This window comes from Mycobacterium ostraviense (assembly GCF_002705925.1).
GTDB classification, from domain to species: Bacteria; Actinomycetota; Actinomycetes; order Mycobacteriales; family Mycobacteriaceae; genus Mycobacterium; species Mycobacterium ostraviense.
Genome location: NZ_NKRE01000001.1, coordinates 5,291,504 through 5,307,596 on the forward strand (window position 1 = coordinate 5,291,504; position 16,093 = coordinate 5,307,596).

General features: G+C 67.1%; 12 protein-coding genes. 9 read left to right on the forward strand and 3 right to left on the reverse strand.

Annotation, left to right across the window (positions count from 1 at the left end; genetic code table 11):
• Nucleotides 1-22 precede the first annotated feature (22 nt).
• Nucleotides 23-1,594, reverse strand: a complete 1,572-nt coding sequence (locus CDN38_RS24615) for a CYTH and CHAD domain-containing protein (protein WP_036393127.1) — start codon at nucleotides 1,592-1,594, stop codon at nucleotides 23-25.
• Nucleotides 1,595-1,825: 231 nt separating this feature from the next.
• On the opposite strand from CDN38_RS24615, the gene CDN38_RS24620 reads away from it, so the two are divergent.
• Nucleotides 1,826-2,191 carry a heme-binding protein gene (locus tag CDN38_RS24620; protein WP_042313256.1) on the forward strand — a complete coding sequence of 122 codons (366 nt, stop codon included), beginning with the start codon at nucleotides 1,826-1,828 and terminating at the stop codon, nucleotides 2,189-2,191.
• A 22-nt stretch (nucleotides 2,192-2,213) separates the two neighbouring features.
• Here the strand turns inward: CDN38_RS24620 and panB are convergent, their stop codons facing one another.
• Nucleotides 2,214-3,068: a 3-methyl-2-oxobutanoate hydroxymethyltransferase gene (gene panB, locus CDN38_RS24625; protein ID WP_023364985.1), complete on the reverse strand. Its 855-nt coding sequence runs from the start codon at nucleotides 3,066-3,068 to the stop codon at nucleotides 2,214-2,216.
• Nucleotides 3,069-3,264: 196 nt separating this feature from the next.
• Here panB and CDN38_RS24630 point away from each other — a divergent pair, with 196 nt between their 5' ends.
• The 8 genes from CDN38_RS24630 to CDN38_RS24665 all read left to right on the forward strand — a co-directional run bounded on the left by CDN38_RS24630 (nucleotide 3,265) and on the right by CDN38_RS24665 (nucleotide 15,719).
• Complete coding sequence (locus tag CDN38_RS24630; RefSeq protein ID WP_438502295.1) at nucleotides 3,265-4,596, forward strand: WS/DGAT/MGAT family O-acyltransferase; 1,332 nt, start codon at nucleotides 3,265-3,267, stop codon at nucleotides 4,594-4,596.
• 59 nt (nucleotides 4,597-4,655) lie between these two features.
• Nucleotides 4,656-6,212 (forward strand): alpha/beta hydrolase, encoded by a 1,557-nt coding sequence (locus CDN38_RS24635; protein WP_075512394.1) that lies wholly within the window; start codon nucleotides 4,656-4,658, stop codon nucleotides 6,210-6,212.
• A 161-nt stretch (nucleotides 6,213-6,373) separates the two neighbouring features.
• A complete protein-coding gene (ctaD, locus tag CDN38_RS24640; RefSeq protein ID WP_075512393.1) occupies nucleotides 6,374-8,101 on the forward strand; it encodes an aa3-type cytochrome oxidase subunit I in 1,728 nt (575 codons plus the stop codon).
• A gap of 88 nt (nucleotides 8,102-8,189) precedes the next feature.
• Nucleotides 8,190-9,749, forward strand: a complete 1,560-nt coding sequence (locus tag CDN38_RS24645) for an alpha/beta hydrolase (protein WP_099319471.1) — start codon at nucleotides 8,190-8,192, stop codon at nucleotides 9,747-9,749.
• Between the two features lie 71 nt (nucleotides 9,750-9,820).
• Complete coding sequence (locus tag CDN38_RS24650) at nucleotides 9,821-11,161, forward strand: glutamine synthetase family protein (RefSeq protein ID WP_075512392.1); 1,341 nt, start codon at nucleotides 9,821-9,823, stop codon at nucleotides 11,159-11,161.
• 76 nt (nucleotides 11,162-11,237) lie between these two features.
• Nucleotides 11,238-14,219 carry a bifunctional [glutamine synthetase] adenylyltransferase/[glutamine synthetase]-adenylyl-L-tyrosine phosphorylase gene (locus CDN38_RS24655; protein WP_075512391.1) on the forward strand — a complete coding sequence of 994 codons (2,982 nt, stop codon included), beginning with the start codon at nucleotides 11,238-11,240 and terminating at the stop codon, nucleotides 14,217-14,219.
• A gap of 16 nt (nucleotides 14,220-14,235) precedes the next feature.
• Nucleotides 14,236-14,862 carry a PaaI family thioesterase gene (locus CDN38_RS24660; RefSeq protein ID WP_075512415.1) on the forward strand — a complete coding sequence of 209 codons (627 nt, stop codon included), beginning with the start codon at nucleotides 14,236-14,238 and terminating at the stop codon, nucleotides 14,860-14,862.
• Nucleotides 14,859-15,719 carry a TIGR03619 family F420-dependent LLM class oxidoreductase gene (locus CDN38_RS24665; RefSeq protein WP_075512390.1) on the forward strand — a complete coding sequence of 287 codons (861 nt, stop codon included), beginning with the start codon at nucleotides 14,859-14,861 and terminating at the stop codon, nucleotides 15,717-15,719. Before CDN38_RS24660 ends, CDN38_RS24665 begins: the two co-directional genes overlap by 4 nt.
• 129 nt (nucleotides 15,720-15,848) lie before the next feature.
• Here CDN38_RS24665 and CDN38_RS24670 read toward each other — a convergent pair.
• Nucleotides 15,849-16,093 (reverse strand): transposase (locus CDN38_RS24670; RefSeq protein ID WP_180276330.1); only part of this gene is annotated, 245 nt, incomplete at its 5' end.

Genomic DNA, 16,093 nt, shown 5'->3' on the forward strand with positions numbered 1-16,093 from the left:
GCCGGGATTCGCATCGTGCGGCTCAAGGTCGTGCTTTACGCACCGCTTTGTCGAGTTTGCGCAGCGTCGCGCCGAGCTGTGCCCGGCAGCTTTCGGCAAGATCGCTTTCCTGCTGATAGAGCAGGCCGTAGGTGAAGGTGTCCTCGCCCGCGGCATGTGCGGCTTCGGTCTGCTCGAGAAGATGTTCCCGGCTGACGACGCTGTCTTGATGATCTCCGAGCAACGTCTGGACGGCCTTCGCCTGCTGGGCCACCCCGTTGGCTCCGGTAGCCGCTGCGGTATAGCGTAATCGTTTGGCGCGCTTGCGGATTCGGTGTAGTGCCTCATTGGGGTGGATTACTGCGGCCGCGCCTCCCTCGGCCTCGTCCGCTGCGGCACCTGCCGCGTGGGCGGCCCGCGCCGCCTTGGCGGCCTTGGCGGCTTTCTTGACGCGACGGTAGGCCGCGTCGATGTTGGGCGGGGTCGCCTGTTCGGGTCCCGGCCCGAACGTGGTCACCGGATATTCGGCCACCATCGCGTCGAGAGCATCCAAAAGGCGGAAGTATCGCTTCGAGCGCATCGCGATCAGCGACCGTCGCAATCCCGTCTGATATCGCCGACGGGCGCCCTCGACGAGGCGTTCGCGCACGGGCCCGCGCACCAACTCCGGGTCCAGCCCGTCCAGTTCGTGTTGATAGCGCTCGGCGAGCACCTCGGCGTCGCGCGCCACCCCCAAGACACCGGCGAGCTCACGCAGTTCGTCGAGAACCCATGCGCCGTCGGCCAATCCGAACGAATCCGGGGCCTCCCGCAGCAGGCTGCGGATCTTGCGGGTGGTCACCCGCATCTGGTGCACCGAGTCGTCGACGTCGGCGCGCACCGCGCGATCCCAGGTCAGCAGCTCTTCCACGTGCTGGGCCACCGCCCGGTGGACCGGATCCACCGGCACCGGCCCGCGCGCCGACCGCGACGTCCGGCCCAGCACCCGGGCCAGCTTGGAGCCGTGCCCGGCGGGGGCGGCCCCGGCGTCGAGCAACCGGTTACTCAGCCGGTTGAGCAGCTCGTCACCGGCGGCCCCGGTCGCGTCGATGAGCTCGAGTTCCCATTCCCGCCACTGCTGTTCGGCGGGCCCGGCATCGGAGCCGTCGGCTTGTCCGGCCGACCACGCGGTGACGTGGTCATTGCAGAACTCGGCCAACGCGGTGCCGTCGGCGCCGTAGAGGAACTGGCTTTCCCGTCGGGTGGTGATCCGTGCGACCGGCTCGACGGGACGGTCACGGACGATCGCCAGCACCACATCCAGCAACTCCGCCGGCACGGCGTCCCCGCCCGTGATAGGGAAATGGATCTCGGTTCGGGCGTCCGGCCCGGCCGGCAACTTCAGGTGCCAACCGGCGTCCAGGCCGCCGGTCCGCCGTCGCAGGGTGACCCGGTTGCGGGCCAGATCCTGCGCAGGGGTGTCGAAGTACACCGCGTCGAGCTCCTGGGGCGGCTTCTTCTCGACCCGGGCCACGGCCGCAATGCCGTCAAACGACGGCGACACCGTCGACTCGACGACGTCGAACTTGCGCTCGACCTCCAGCTGGCGCGCCATCTTCGGCGCAGGTACGGGCATTTCGCCTCCGGTGACAGCGCGTCGCCGCGGTCGTACATCGTGGATAGGCCTCATAGAGAGTGCCACACCCGGGGTTGGCCGCCCGGCCCAGGCTCGGGTCACGGGCAGTACGGCATGTTGGTCGGTACGTGTCGCCGGAACCACTTATCGTTTGCGGTGCGGGCCACCGCTGCGGCTTGGCTGTGGGAGGCGATCGGATCCCCTTCGGATCCCCTGACGAAGGAGTTGTCGATGTTGTTCTTGGGTTGTGCCTCGTCCCGGGTGGTCGCCGGCGGGTTGGGTGCCGGCGCGATCAGCGCCGCGATGCTGTTCGGCGGTATCGGGCCGGCCTGGGCGGATCCGGGCGACCCCATGCCGCCACCGCCGAATTGCACGGCAGCCGACCTGGCCGGGGTGTCGGCGGGGGTGGCGGCGGCCACCTCCGCTTATCTGTTCACCCATCCAGACGTCAACGACTACTTCACCAGCCTCAAGGGTCAGCCCCGCGAGGATATCCGTGACCAGCTGCAGCAGTACATGGATGCCAACCCGGCGGTTCATGCCGACCTGCAGGGCATTCGCCAGCCGCTGACCGACTTCCGGAACCGGTGTCAGTGACCACCTAGAAGATCGAGAAGACCTAGAAGCAGTGCTCCTCGGCGGGGAAGACCCCGCCTGCCACCTCGTCGGCGTATTGCCTTGCGGCGCGGCGTAATTCGCCCGCAATGTCGGCGTAGCGCTTGACGAAGCGGGCGGCCTTGCCGCCGCTGAGGCCGGCCATGTCCTGCCAGACCAGGACCTGGCCGTCGCAGTTGGGCCCGGCGCCGATCCCGACCGTCGGAATGGTCAGCTTGCCGGTGATCTGGGTGGCCAGCTCGGCCGGCACCATCTCCATCACCACCGCGAACGCTCCGGCTTCGGCGACGGCGATCGCGTCCGCCACGGTCTGCTCGGCGGCGTCACCGCGGCCCTGCACCCGGAACCCGCCCAGAGTGTTGACGCTCTGCGGGGTGAAGCCGATGTGGGCCATCACCGGGATGCCCGCCGCGGTCAGGCAGGCGATCTGCTCGGCCACCCGCTCGCCGCCTTCCAGCTTGACCGCGTGCGCGCCGCCTTCCTTCATGAACCGGGTGGCCGCGGCCAGCGCGGCGGTGGGTCCGGCCTCGTAGCTGCCGAATGGCAGGTCGGCGACCACCAGTGCGTGCGGGGCGCCCCGCGCGACGCCGCGGACCAGCGGAATCAGCTCGTCGACCGAGATCGGCACCGTGGTGTCGTAGCCGTAGACGACGTTGGCGGCCGAATCACCGATCAGCAGCACCGGGATGCCGGCGTCGTCGAAGACCCTCGCGGTCGAGTAGTCGTAGGCCGTGAGCATGGCCCACTTGTGGCCTTCGGCCTTCCATTTCTGCAGGTGGTGAGTGCGGATCTTGGTTCGTGGCGCGGTCGGGTCGGCGGGCGTCGACGGGCCGGCGCCATAGATATTCTGCTCAGACATCTTTGTCCCTAGGTGTTGGTCGGGTCGATCCTCGTGGCCCAGCAAGGGGTCCCCGGGTTCGTCTGACACTCACAGTCTGCCATCTCTTCGGCGTAGATACACCGTGGGACCCCGTGAATCGGCTTACCATCGGCGGATGCAGCGGCTCAGTGGCCTCGACGCCAGCTTCTTGTACCTGGAAACCTCGTCCCAGCCGATGCACGTGTGCTCGATCATGGACTTGGACACCTCGACGATGCCGGGCGGCTACACCTTCGACCGGCTGCGCGAGGCATTGTCGCTTCGCGTCAAAGCGCTGCCGGAGTTCCGGGAGAAGCTCGCCAGCAGCCCGTTGAACCTCGACCATCCGGTCTGGGTGGACGACGACGACTTCCACATCGATCGCCATGTGCACCGCATCGGTTTGCCGTCACCGGGCGGCCGGGCGGAACTCTCGGAGATCTGCGGACATATCGCGTCGCTGCCCTTGGATCGCCGGCGACCGCTGTGGGAGATGTGGGTCATCGAAGGCGTGGCAGGTACCGATTGCCATTACCGGGGCCGTATCGGGCTCATGACCAAGGTGCACCACGCCGCCGTGGACGGCGTGACCGGCGCCAACCTGATGTCGCAGCTGTGTAGCACTGAAGCCGACGCGCCCGCACCGGATCCGGTGGACGGAGTCGGCGGTGGCACCGGCTGGCAGATCGCCGCCGGCGGCCTGGTCAGGTTTGCCGCCCGGCCGCTACAGCTGGCCAATGTGATGCCGCAGACGGTGTCCTCGGTGGTCTCCACGGTGTTACGGGCCCGCGACGGCCTGACCATGGCGCGTCCATTCGCCGCGCCGCGTACCGTGTTCAACGCCAGCATCAGCGGCCGCCGCAACATCGGCTACGCCGAACTGGATCTCGAGGACATCAAGACGGTGAAGAACCACTTCGGCGTCAAGGTGAACGACGTGGTGATGGCGCTGGTTTCCGGGGTGCTTCGGCAATATCTCGCCGAACGCAACGCCCTGCCCGACTCGTCGCTGGTGGCATCGGTGCCCGTTTCGGTGCACGGCAAGTCCGATCGTCCCGGTCGTAACCAGGTTTCGGCCATGTTCGCCAGCCTGCACACCGAAATCGCCGACCCGGTGGAGCGTCTGCGGGCCATCGCCCAAGCGAATTCGGCTGCCAAGAGCCATAGTTCGGCCATTGGCGCGACGCTGTTGCAGGATTGGTCACAGTTCGCCGCGCCGGCCGTTTTCGGGATCGCCATGCGGGTCTACGCCAGGACCCGGCTGACCGAGAGCCTGCCGGTGCACAACTTGGTGGTCTCCAACGTGCCGGGGCCGCAGGTTCCGTTGTACCTGCTGGGTTGTCAGGTCAAGTCGATGTATCCGTTGGGCCCGATCTTTCACGGCTCCGGTCTCAACATCACGGTCATGTCGCTCAACGGCAAGTTGGACATCGGGCTGGTCTCGTGTCCGGAACTGCTGCCGGACTTGTGGGAAATGGCCGACGAGTTTGCTATTGCCATGGAAGAACTGCTGGTGGCCGTCGGGTGATTTGTCCCACGACGGTCGTTAGCCAGCATCTTCGGCCGGCTCTGGCACCATAGGTTGCCATGTGCCTGTCTCGCCGCGAAAAGTTCGCGCGTATGTTGCTGATCGGGACCGCGATCGCCACCGTGGCGTTGGTTCTCGCGGGCTGCATCCGCGTGGTCGGCGGGCGCGCTCGCATGGCCGAGCCGAAGCTGGGACAGCCCGTGCAGTGGACACCGTGCCGCAGCTCCAATCCGGCGGTGAAGATTCCCGGCGGCGCCCTGTGCGGCAAGCTCGCCGTGCCGGTCGACTATGCCCATCCCGACGGTGACGTCGCGGCGCTGGCCCTGATTCGCTTCCCGGCGACGGGGGACAAGATCGGTTCGCTGGTCATCAACCCCGGTGGCCCGGGTGAATCGGGTATCGAGGCCGCACTGGGCGTTTTCCAGTCGTTGCCGAAGCGGGTCCACGAACGGTTCGACCTCGTCGGGTTCGATCCGCGTGGCGTGGCGTCCTCACGTCCCGCACTGTGGTGCAACTCCGACGCCGACAACGACCGGCTGCGGGCGGAGCCGCAGGTCGACTACAGCCCGGCGGGTGTGGCGCGCATCGAAGAGGAAACCAGGCAATTCGTCAGCCGCTGTGTCGCCAAGATGGGCAAGAAGTTCCTGGCGAACGTCGGGACGGTCAATGTCGCCAAGGACCTGGATGCCATCCGCGCGGCACTGGGCGACGACAAACTGACCTACCTCGGCTACTCGTACGGCACCCGGATCGGCTCCGCCTACGCCGAGGCCTACCCCCAGCGGGTGCGAGCGATGATCCTCGACGGCGCGGTCGACCCCAATGCCGATCCGATCGAGGCGGATCTACGTCAGGCCAAGGGATTTCAGGACGCCTTCAACGACTACGCCGCCGACTGCGCCAAGGACGGTAGCTGCCCGTTGGGCACTGACCCGGCCAAGGCCGTCGACGTCTACCACAGCCTGGTCGACCCGCTGGTCGACCCCAACAACCTGCAGGTGAGCAGGCCGGCGCACACCAACGACCCGCGGGGACTCAGCTACAGCGACGCGATTGTGGGCACCATCATGGCGCTGTACTCGCCGAATCTGTGGAGTCATTTGACCGACGGCCTTTCGGAGTTGGCCGACCACCGCGGGGATACCCTGCTCGCGCTGGCCGACATGTATATGCGCCGCGACTCGCACGGTCATTACACCAACGCCACCGACGCGCGCGTGGCCATCAATTGCGTTGACCAGCCGCCGATTACCGACCGCGCCAAGATCATCGACGAGGACCGCCGCTCCCGCGAGCTGGCGCCGTTCATGAGCTACGGCAAGTTCACCGGCGACGCGCCACTTGGCACCTGCGCATTCTGGCCGGTGCCGCCGACCAGCAAGCCGCACGCCGTCTCGGCGCCGGGCCTGGTGCCGACGGTCGTGGTGTCGACCACCCATGATCCGGCGACTCCCTATAAAGCCGGAGTTGACCTGGCAAACCAGCTGCACGGCTCGCTGCTGACTTTCAACGGAACCCAGCACACCGTGGTCTTCCAGGGCGATAGCTGCATCGACGACTACGTCACGGCCTACCTGATCGGCGGGACAACCCCGCCGAGCGGCGCAAAATGCTGACGCCGGCGGGGCCGTTGGTTTCTGGTCGGTCCCGCGGAAACTAGGGACGTTTGGCCCTAGGGCGCGGCGGTGGCGCGCCGGAATACTTGGGCGGCTTGTCCGATGCTGTTCTGACGCTGTTCCGTTGCCGCTCCGATCATGAGACCCCCTGGAGTCAACCCATGACCACTGAAGCGCCACCCGCCACAGACCTGGAAGCCCGCCGGCCGTTTCCGGCCCGGCTCGGGCCGAAGGGCAACTTGCTCTACAAGGTCATCACCACGACCGATCACAAGATGATCGGCATCATGTACATGGTCGCCTGCTATATCTTCTTTTTCATTGCCGGCCTGATGGCGTTGCTGATCCGCGGCGAACTCGCCGCACCCGGGCTGCAATTCCTGTCCAACGAGCAGTACAACCAGCTGTTCACCATGCACGGCACGGCGATGCTGTTGTTCTACGCCACCCCGGTGGTCTTCGGCTTCGCCAACCTGGTGCTGCCGCTGCAGATCGGCGCCCCTGACGTGGCCTTCCCGCGGCTCAACGCGCTGTCGTTCTGGCTGTTCATCTTCGGCGCGCTGATCGCGCTGAGCGGCTTCATTGTCCCGGGCGGCCCGGCCGACTTCGGGTGGACGGCCTACACCCCGCTGTCCAACGCGATCCACAGTCCCGGCCCCGGTGGCGACCTGTGGATCCTGGGCCTGGGTGTCGGTGGCCTGGGCACCATCCTGGGTGGGGTCAACATGCTCACCACCGTGGTGTGCATGCGCGCCCCGGGCATGACCATGTTCCGGATGCCGATCTTCACCTGGAACATCATGGTCACCAGCGTGCTGGTGCTGATGATCTTCCCGCTGTTGACCGCCGCGCTGTTCGGCCTGGCCGCCGACCGCCACCTCGGTGCCCACATCTACGACGCGGCCAACGGCGGGGTGATCCTGTTCCAGCACCTGTTCTGGTTCTTCGGGCATCCCGAGGTGTACGTGATCGCGCTGCCGTTCTTCGGCATCATCTCCGAGGTGATCCCGGTGTTTGCCCGCAAACCGATTTTCGGCTACACCACGCTGGTTTATGCGACCCTGTCCATCGCGGCGCTGTCGGTGGCGGTGTGGGCCCATCACATGTTCGTCACCGGCGCGGTGCTGCTGCCGTTCTTCTCCTTCATGACGTTTCTGATCGCGGTACCGACCGGTCTCAAATTCTTCAACTGGATCGGCACCATGTGGCGGGGCCAGTTGACCTTCGAGACGCCGATGCTGTTCGCGTTCGGGTTCCTGGTCACCTTCCTGGCCGGCGGCTTGACCGGCGTGATGCTGGCCAGCCCGCCGCTGGATTTCCACGTCAGTGACAGCTATTTCGTGGTGGCGCACTTCCATTACACGCTGTTCGGCACCATCGTCTTCGCCACCTACGCCGGCGTCTACTTCTGGTTTCCGAAGATGACCGGGCGGCTGCTCGACGAGCGGCTGGGCAAGCTGCATTTCTGGCTGACGTTCATCGGCTTTCACACCACGTTCCTGGTGCAGCACTGGCTGGGCAATGCCGGGATGCCCCGCCGCTATGCGGACTACCTGCCCACCGACGGTTACCAAACGCTGAACGTGGTCTCCACGGTGGGGGCGTTCATCCTCGGCATCTCGGTGCTGCCGTTCGCGTGGAACGTATTCAAGAGTTGGCGCTTCGGCGAACCGGTGTTGGTCGACGACCCGTGGGGTCATGGCAATTCGCTGGAATGGGCCACCAGCTGCCCGCCGCCGCGGCACAACTTCACCGAGCTGCCCCGAATCCGTTCGGAGCGTCCGGCTTTCGAACTGCACTACCCGCACATGGTGAAACGCATGCGCGCCGAAGCCCACGTCGGCCGACACGACGAAGTGGCGGAACCAGAGACCGTCGGCGCCGGCTGAGGGCCGCCGCGCGCCCACCGCGCACCACGCCGATACGAGATCAAGGCGTGACCACTTCGCGCTGCGACGGGTATCCGTGGGTGAGACGATGCTGGCCATGTCGCGTCTGAGGCCGTTCAGCTCGGCGCTGCTGTCATTCGGACTCGTGCTCGGCGGTCAACTGCCGTCGGCCCGCGCTACTCCCGAGGCCGACACCGGTCAGACCCAAAGCCCGGTAACGCCCGCGGCCGCGGCGCAGCAGCAGAACTGGGGCTCGTGTTCCGCCTTCGTCTCCGACACCAGAGACATTCCGACAGCCCGCTGTACGACGGTGTCGGTTCCGGTCGACTACGACCATCCCGGTGCTGCACAGGCCACGCTGGCGATGATCCGGGTTCCCGCGACCGGGCAGCGGATCGGGTCGTTGCTGCTCAACCCTGGCGGGCCCGGGGCGTCCGCGGTCGACATGGTCGCCGGGATGGCGCCCGAACTGAAGGACACCGACATCGCCCGTCACTTCGACTTGGTGGGCTTCGACCCCAGAGGGGTCGGTCACTCGACACCGGCCCTGCGGTGCCGTACCGACGCCGAGTTCGACACCTACCGGCGCGACCCGATGGTCGATTACAGCCAGGCCGGTGTGGCTCACATCGAGCAGGTGTACCGAGAGCTGGCGCAGCACTGTGCCGACCGGATGGGCCCCGGGTTCCTGGCCAACGTCGGGACCGCGTCGGCGGCGCGTGACATGGACCTGATCCGCCAGGCTCTTGGTGACGACCAGATCAATTACCTCGGCTACAGCTACGGCACCGAGTTGGGCACCGCCTACGTCGAGCGGTTCGGCGCCCACGTCCGGGCGATGGTGCTCGACGGCGCGATCGACCCGACCATCGGCCCCATCGAGGAAAACGTCAAGCAGCTGGCCGGATTTCAGACCGCTTTCAACGACTACGCCGCGGACTGCGCGCGCTCGACGGCCTGCCCGCTGGGCACCGACCCGACCCAGTGGGTCAACCGCTACCACGCGCTGGTCGACCTGCTGGCAGCCAACCCGGGCAAGACCTCGGATCCGCGCGGCCTGAGCTACGCCGATGCCACCACGGGCACCATCAACGCGCTCTACACCCCGCAACATTGGAAGTACCTGACCAGTGGCCTGTTGGGGTTGCAGCGCGGCACCGCCGCCGACGACCTGCTGGCGCTTGCCGACGACTACTACGGCCGCGACCGCGAGGGCCATTACGACAACGACCAGGACGCGTTCAACGCGATTCGCTGTGTCGACGCGCCGGCGCCGACGGATGCCGCGTCCTGGGTGTCGGCCGATCAGCAGTTCCGCCAGGCCGCGCCGTTTCTCAGCTACGGGCAGTTCACCGGCTTCGCGCCGCGCGATCTGTGTGCGCTGTGGCCGGTACCGGCGACCTCAACACCACACGCCGCCGCACCCGCTCTGCCGGGCAAGGTGGTGGTGGTCTCCACCACCCACGACCCGGCCACCCCCTATCAGGCCGGGGTAGACCTGGCCTGGCAGCTGGGCGCCGCGCTGATCACCTACGACGGCACCCAGCACACGGCGGTGTTCGACGGCAACGACTGTGTGGACACCGCCGTGGTGCGCTACTTCCTCGAACTGACGTTGCCGCTGGCGAATCTTCGCTGCGGGTCCTGAGCCGGTTTGGCAACGTGTCTGGCCGGGCATTGGTAACACGGTATTAACAGAGCTTGCATAGTGTTCCCGTTATGGATCGGCAAAAGGAATTCGTCCTGCGCACGCTCGAAGAACGCGACATCCGCTTCGTTCGGCTCTGGTTCACCGACGTGCTCGGCTTCCTCAAGTCGGTCGCCATCGCCCCTGCCGAACTCGAAGGCGCCTTCGAGGAGGGCATCGGCTTCGACGGGTCCTCGATCGAGGGCTTCGCCCGGGTATCGGAATCCGACACCGTGGCCAACCCGGATCCGTCGACCTTCCAGGTGCTGCCGTGGACGACGGGCTCCGGCCACCACCACTCGGCGCGGATCTTCTGCGACATCACCATGCCGGACGGCTCACCGTCGTGGGCCGATCCCCGGCATGTGCTGCGCCGGCAGCTGACCAAGGCCAACGAACTCGGCTTCTCCTGCTACGTGCACCCCGAAATCGAGTTCTTCCTGCTCAAGCCCGGTCCCGAAGACGGAACGGAGCCCGTTCCGATCGACAACGCCGGTTACTTCGACCAGGCGGTGCATGAATCGGCCTCCAAGTTTCGCCGGCATGCGATCGAGGCGCTGGAGTTCATGGGCATCTCGGTGGAGTTCAGTCACCACGAGGGCGCGCCCGGCCAGCAGGAGATCGACCTGCGCTTCGCCGACGCGTTGTCGATGGCCGACAACGTGATGACCTTCCGCTACGTCATCAAAGAAGTCGCGCTGGACGAGGGCGTGCGGGCGACGTTCATGCCCAAACCGTTCGGGCAGCATCCGGGCTCGGCGATGCATACCCACATGAGCCTGTTCGAGGGCGACGTCAACGCCTTCCACAGCCCCGACGATCCGCTGCAGTTGTCGGACGTGGGCAAGTCGTTCATCGCCGGAATCCTCGAGCACGCCTCCGAGATCAGCGCGGTGACCAATCAATGGGTCAACTCCTACAAGCGGCTCGTGCAGGGCGGTGAGGCGCCGACCGCCGCCTCCTGGGGCGCGGCCAACCGCTCGGCGCTGGTGCGGGTGCCCATGTACACCCCGCACAAGACGTCCTCGCGGCGCATCGAGGTGCGCAGCCCCGACTCGGCCTGTAACCCCTACCTGACGTTCGCGGTGCTGCTGGCCGCCGGACTGCGCGGGGTGGAAAAGGGCTACGTGCTGGGCCCGCAGGCCGAGGACAACGTCTGGGACCTCACGCCCGAGGAACGCCGCACCATGGGATACCGGGAGTTGCCGTCCAGTCTGGACAGCGCGCTGCGCGCCATGGAGGCCTCCGAACTGGTCGCGGAGGCCTTGGGGGAGCACGTTTTTGACTTCTTCCTGCGCAACAAGCGCCGCGAATGGGCCACCTACCGCAGCCATGTCACGCCTTACGAACTGCGCACCTACCTGTCGCTGTAACCCGCAGACCTCTTCGATACCCGGCTGAGCGCCCAGCCGGTCGGATCGGCGGCCGGCTTGCGCTACGGTCGAGGTCGTGACGAAGCCTGCGACGCAGCGACCCAAGCTGCCCAGCGTCGGCCGTCTCGGATTGGTCGACCCCAACGCCGGCACCCAGCTGGCCAAGCTGGGTTGGACCGACGAAGACGACCAGGCCCACGTCGACCTGCTGTGGTCGTTGTCGCGCGCACCGGACGCCGACGCCGCACTGCGAGCGCTGGTGCGGTTGGCCGAAAACCTCGACACCGGATGGGAAGAGCTGAATACGGCTCTCCTTACCGAACGTAGTCTGCGCGGACGGCTGTTCGCGGTGCTGGGTTCCTCGCTGACGCTGGGCGACCATCTGGTCCAGCACCCACGGTCGTGGAAGCTGTTGAGTGGCAAGATCGCACTGCCGTCTCGCGACCAGATGCAGCAATCTTTCCTCGCGTGTGTCGAGGAATCCTCGGCTGGGCCGGGCTCGGTGGTGCACCGGTTGCGCGTCCTATACCGGGACCACCTGCTGGTGCTGGCCGCGCTGGACCTGGCCGCCACCGTCGAAGACGAGCCGGTGTTGCCGTTCACCGTGGTAGCTGCCCACTTGGCCGACACCGCCGACGCGGCGCTGGCGGCAGCGCTTCGGGTGGCCGAGAAGGCGGTGTGCGGTGCGGGCACTGCGCCGCGGCTGGCGGTCATCGCGATGGGCAAATGCGGTGCGCGCGAACTGAATTACGTCAGCGACGTCGACGTCATCTTCGTCGGTGAGCGCGCCGACCCGGTCACCACCCGCGTTGCCGGCGAGATGATGCGGGTCGCGTCGTCGGCGTTTTTCCAGGTGGACGCCGGGCTGCGGCCGGAGGGCCGCAGCGGGGAGCTGGTCCGTACGGTCGAATCGCACGTCGCCTACTACCAGCGCTGGGCGAAGACCTGGGAGTTCCAGGCGCTGTTGAAGGCCCGCGCGGCGGTCGGCGACGCCGAACTCGGCAAGCGCTATCTGGACGCGCTGCTGCCGATGGTGTGGACCGCCTGCGAGCGTGCGGATTTCGTGGTCGAGGTGCAGGCCATGCGCCGCCGGGTGGAGCAACTGGTACCTGCCGACATCCGCGGCCGCGAGCTCAAGCTCGGCAGCGGTGGGCTGCGCGACGTGGAGTTCGCCGCGCAGCTGCTGCAGCTCGTGCACGGCCGCAGCGACGAGTCACTGCACGTCGCCTCCACCGTCGACGCGCTGTCGGCGTTGGGCGACGGCGGCTACATCGGGCGTGAGGACGCGGCCAACATGATCGCCTCCTACGAGTTCCTGCGGCTGCTCGAGCATCGACTGCAACTGCAGCGGCTCAAGCGCACTCACCTGCTGCCCCCGGCCGACGACGACGAGGCGGTGCGCTGGCTGGCGCGGGCGGCGCACATCCGGCCCGACGGACGACACGACGCCGCAGGGGTGTTGCGCGAGGAGCTCAAGCACCAGAACGTGCGGGTGTCTCGGTTGCACGCCAAGCTCTTCTATCAGCCGCTGCTGGAATCGATCGGCCCGGCCGGGCTGGAGATCGCGGGCCGCGGCATGACGTCCGAAGCCGCCGAGCGGCAGCTGGCGGCACTGGGCTACGAGGGCCCGCAGACCGCTTTGAAGCACATGTCGGCGCTGGTCAACCAGAACGGCCGCCGCGGTCGGGTGCAGTCGGTGCTGTTGCCCCGGCTGCTGGACTGGCTGTCGTATGCCCCGGACCCCGACCGCGGGCTGTTGGCCTACCGGCGGCTCAGCGAGGCGCTGGCCACGCAGAGTTGGTACCTGGCCACGCTGCGCGACAAGCCGACTGTGGGCAAGCGGCTGATGCATGTGCTGGGCACGTCGGCCTACGTTCCGGATCTGTTGATGCGAGCGCCCGAGGTGATTCAGAACTACACCGACAGCCCGACCGGGCCCAAGCTGCTCGAGACCGAACCCGCCGCGGTGGCTCGGGCCCTGGTCGCCTCTGCCGGGCGCCACTCCGACCCGGGGCGCGCTATCGCCGCCGCACGCGGCCTGCGCCGCCGGGAGCTGGCCCGCATCGGTTCGGCCGATCTGCTCGGGATGCTCGAGGTCACCGACGTGTGCCGGGCGCTCACCGCGGTGTGGGTGGCGGTGCTGCAATCCGCGCTGGAGGCGACCATCCGGGCCAACCTGCCCGAGAGCGGCCATGCCCCGGCGGCCATAGCCGTCATCGGCATGGGCAGATTAGGCGGCTCGGAACTGGGCTACGGGTCGGATGCCGACGTGATGTTCGTGTGCGAGCCGGCCAGCGGTTTCAGTGACGCGCAAGCCGTCAAGTGGTCGACATCGGTCGCCGAGCAGGTGCGGACGCAGTTGGGGACACCCAGCGTCGACCCGCCGCTGGAGGTCGATGCCAACCTGCGCCCCGAGGGCCGCAACGGCCCGCTGGTGCGCACGCTGGCCTCGTATGAGGCCTACTACGCGCAGTGGGCGCAGCCGTGGGAAATCCAGGCGCTCTTGCGGGCCCACTCGGTGGCCGGCGACGCGGAGTTGGGCCGGCGGTTCCTGCAGATGGCCGACAAGACCCGCTATCCGCCCGACGGCGTGTCGGCTGAGGCGGTGCGCCAGATCCGCCGGATCAAGGCGCGCATCGAATCCGAGCGGTTGCCCCGCGGGGCCGACCCCAACACCCACACCAAGCTGGGCCGCGGCGGACTCACCGACATCGAGTGGACCGTGCAGCTGCTGCAGCTGCGCCATGCTCACGAGGTGCCGGCCCTGCACAACACGTCGACGCTGCAGTCCCTGGACGCGATCGCCGCGGCCGGGCTGGTCCCCGAAGACGAGGTGCAGCTGCTGCGGCAGGCCTGGCTGACCGCTACCCGGGCCCGCAACGCGTTGGTACTGGTCCGGGGCAAGCCCACCGATCAGCTACCCGGACCGGGACGTCAGCTCAATGCGGTCGCGGTGGCCGCCGGCTGGCGCAACGACGACGGTGGCGAGTTCCTGGACAACTATCTGCGGGTGACGCGGCGCGCAAAAGCGGTCGTGCGCAAGGTGTTCGGGAGTTGAGCAGGGGAGGGTGGAGTTGGACGCCGCGTTCGAGGTATTGAGCGATGCGGAACACGATCGCGTGACAGCGACGTATGCGCCGTTGGCCGAGGCCGTTCGGGACCTCATCGACGCCACCATCCGGACCCAGGCCGACGACAACGTCATCGCGCGGGCGCGCACCGCGGTCGAAGCGGTGACGCGGTCGTTGCGCAGTCAACGGATCCGCCCGTCGGGCATCAGTTACCGGGTCGACGGGCGGCCCGTCCCACTGGGCAACGCCGCTGTGGGCCAATGCAACCCGATCGCCCCGCCGCTGATTGTCCACCACGAAGCCGACGGGCGGTGCTGGAGCGAGTTCGTGCTGGGTGCGGCCTACGAGGGGCCGCCCGGTTTGGCGCACGGCGGCGTGTGCGCCCTGGTGCTGGACCACATGCTCGGCGAGGCGGCCAGCCAGGGGCTGACCCAGCCGCTGTTCACCGGCACCATCACGGTGAAGTACCTGCGCGGCACGCCGCTGGGACCGCTGCGTTCCGAAGCCTGGATAGACCGCACCGAAGGAGTGAAAGCCTTTGCGCGCGGCTTCATTTCCGACGATGCCGGCGTCACCGTGGAAGCCGAAGGAATCTTCATCAAACCGGTGTGGGCACGAGCAGCCGAATGAAGTTCTACATCAGCACCGCCTTCCTGAAAACCGCGGAGATCGTCGAGATCGCCAAGGCCGCCGACGATCTGGGCTACGACGGCATCGGTATCCCGGACCATGTCGTCAACCTGGAAACCTTGACCACCCCGTATCCCTACACCAAGGACGGGCAGCGACGCTGGCCGCCGTTCACCGACTGGCCCGATCCGTGGGTCCTCGTCGGCGCGCTCGCGCCGGTCACGCGACGGCTGAAGTTCGTCACCACGGTCTACATTCCGGGCATGCGAAATCCCTACTCGGTGGCCAAAGCCGTTGGCACCGCAGCCTTTTTGGCGTCCGGCCGGGTGGAGCTGGGCGTCGGGGTCGGCTGGTGCGAAGAGGAGTTCACCCTGATGGGCGAGCAGTTCGCGGCCCGCGGACTCCGCACCGACGAAATGCTCGCGCTGATGCGGGAACTGTGGAAGCCGGGTTGGACGGAATTCGACGGCCGGTTCTACCGAACTCCGCGGCTGGAGATGCAACCGACGCCCCCGCCGATACCGGTCTATGTCGGCGGGCTCAGCGACATCGCGTTGCGCCGCGCCGCCCGCTACGACGGCTGGATCGGGGACTTGATCAAGACCGACCGCGCGATCGAGGCGGCCGGCCGGCTACGTGAGTTGCGGGCCGAAAACGGCCAGTCACTAGACGATTTCACCATCCTGACACCTCTGACCGATGCCTTCACCGCGGCCGACTATCGGCGGGCCGAGCAGGCCGGCATCACCGGCATTCTCACCATGCCGTGGATGTTCTACACCGGGCCGGGGGCCAGCCTGGCCGAAAAGATCGACAGCATGCGGAGTTTCCGTAAGGACCTGACTCTCGACGGCTAAGACGTGAACTTCCCGTGGTGGGACCGATCTGAACGCCATGCTCGACAACCGGACCGAACAGTCGCCCGCTAACGCGACCGGGTGTAGGTATAGCGATTAAAGAGCTTTCGGTAATACGGTGATTCATGGTCATAGAGAAAGGCCGGTGTGGTTGAGAAAGGCGAAACACAGGTCGTAGTTGGAGCCGATGCGGTTGAGTCCGGATTCGGCTGCGGCATGGGCGTCGTCGATTGTGTCGGGGCACAGGTTGGCCAGTTCGACGGTTTTGAGGTTGCCCCATACCATTTCGATGGGGTTGAGGTCGTGGGCGTAGCCCGGTAGCCGTTCGACGGTGAGCCAGTGGCGTTGCTGTTGGAGCCATGCGGTCATGGCTT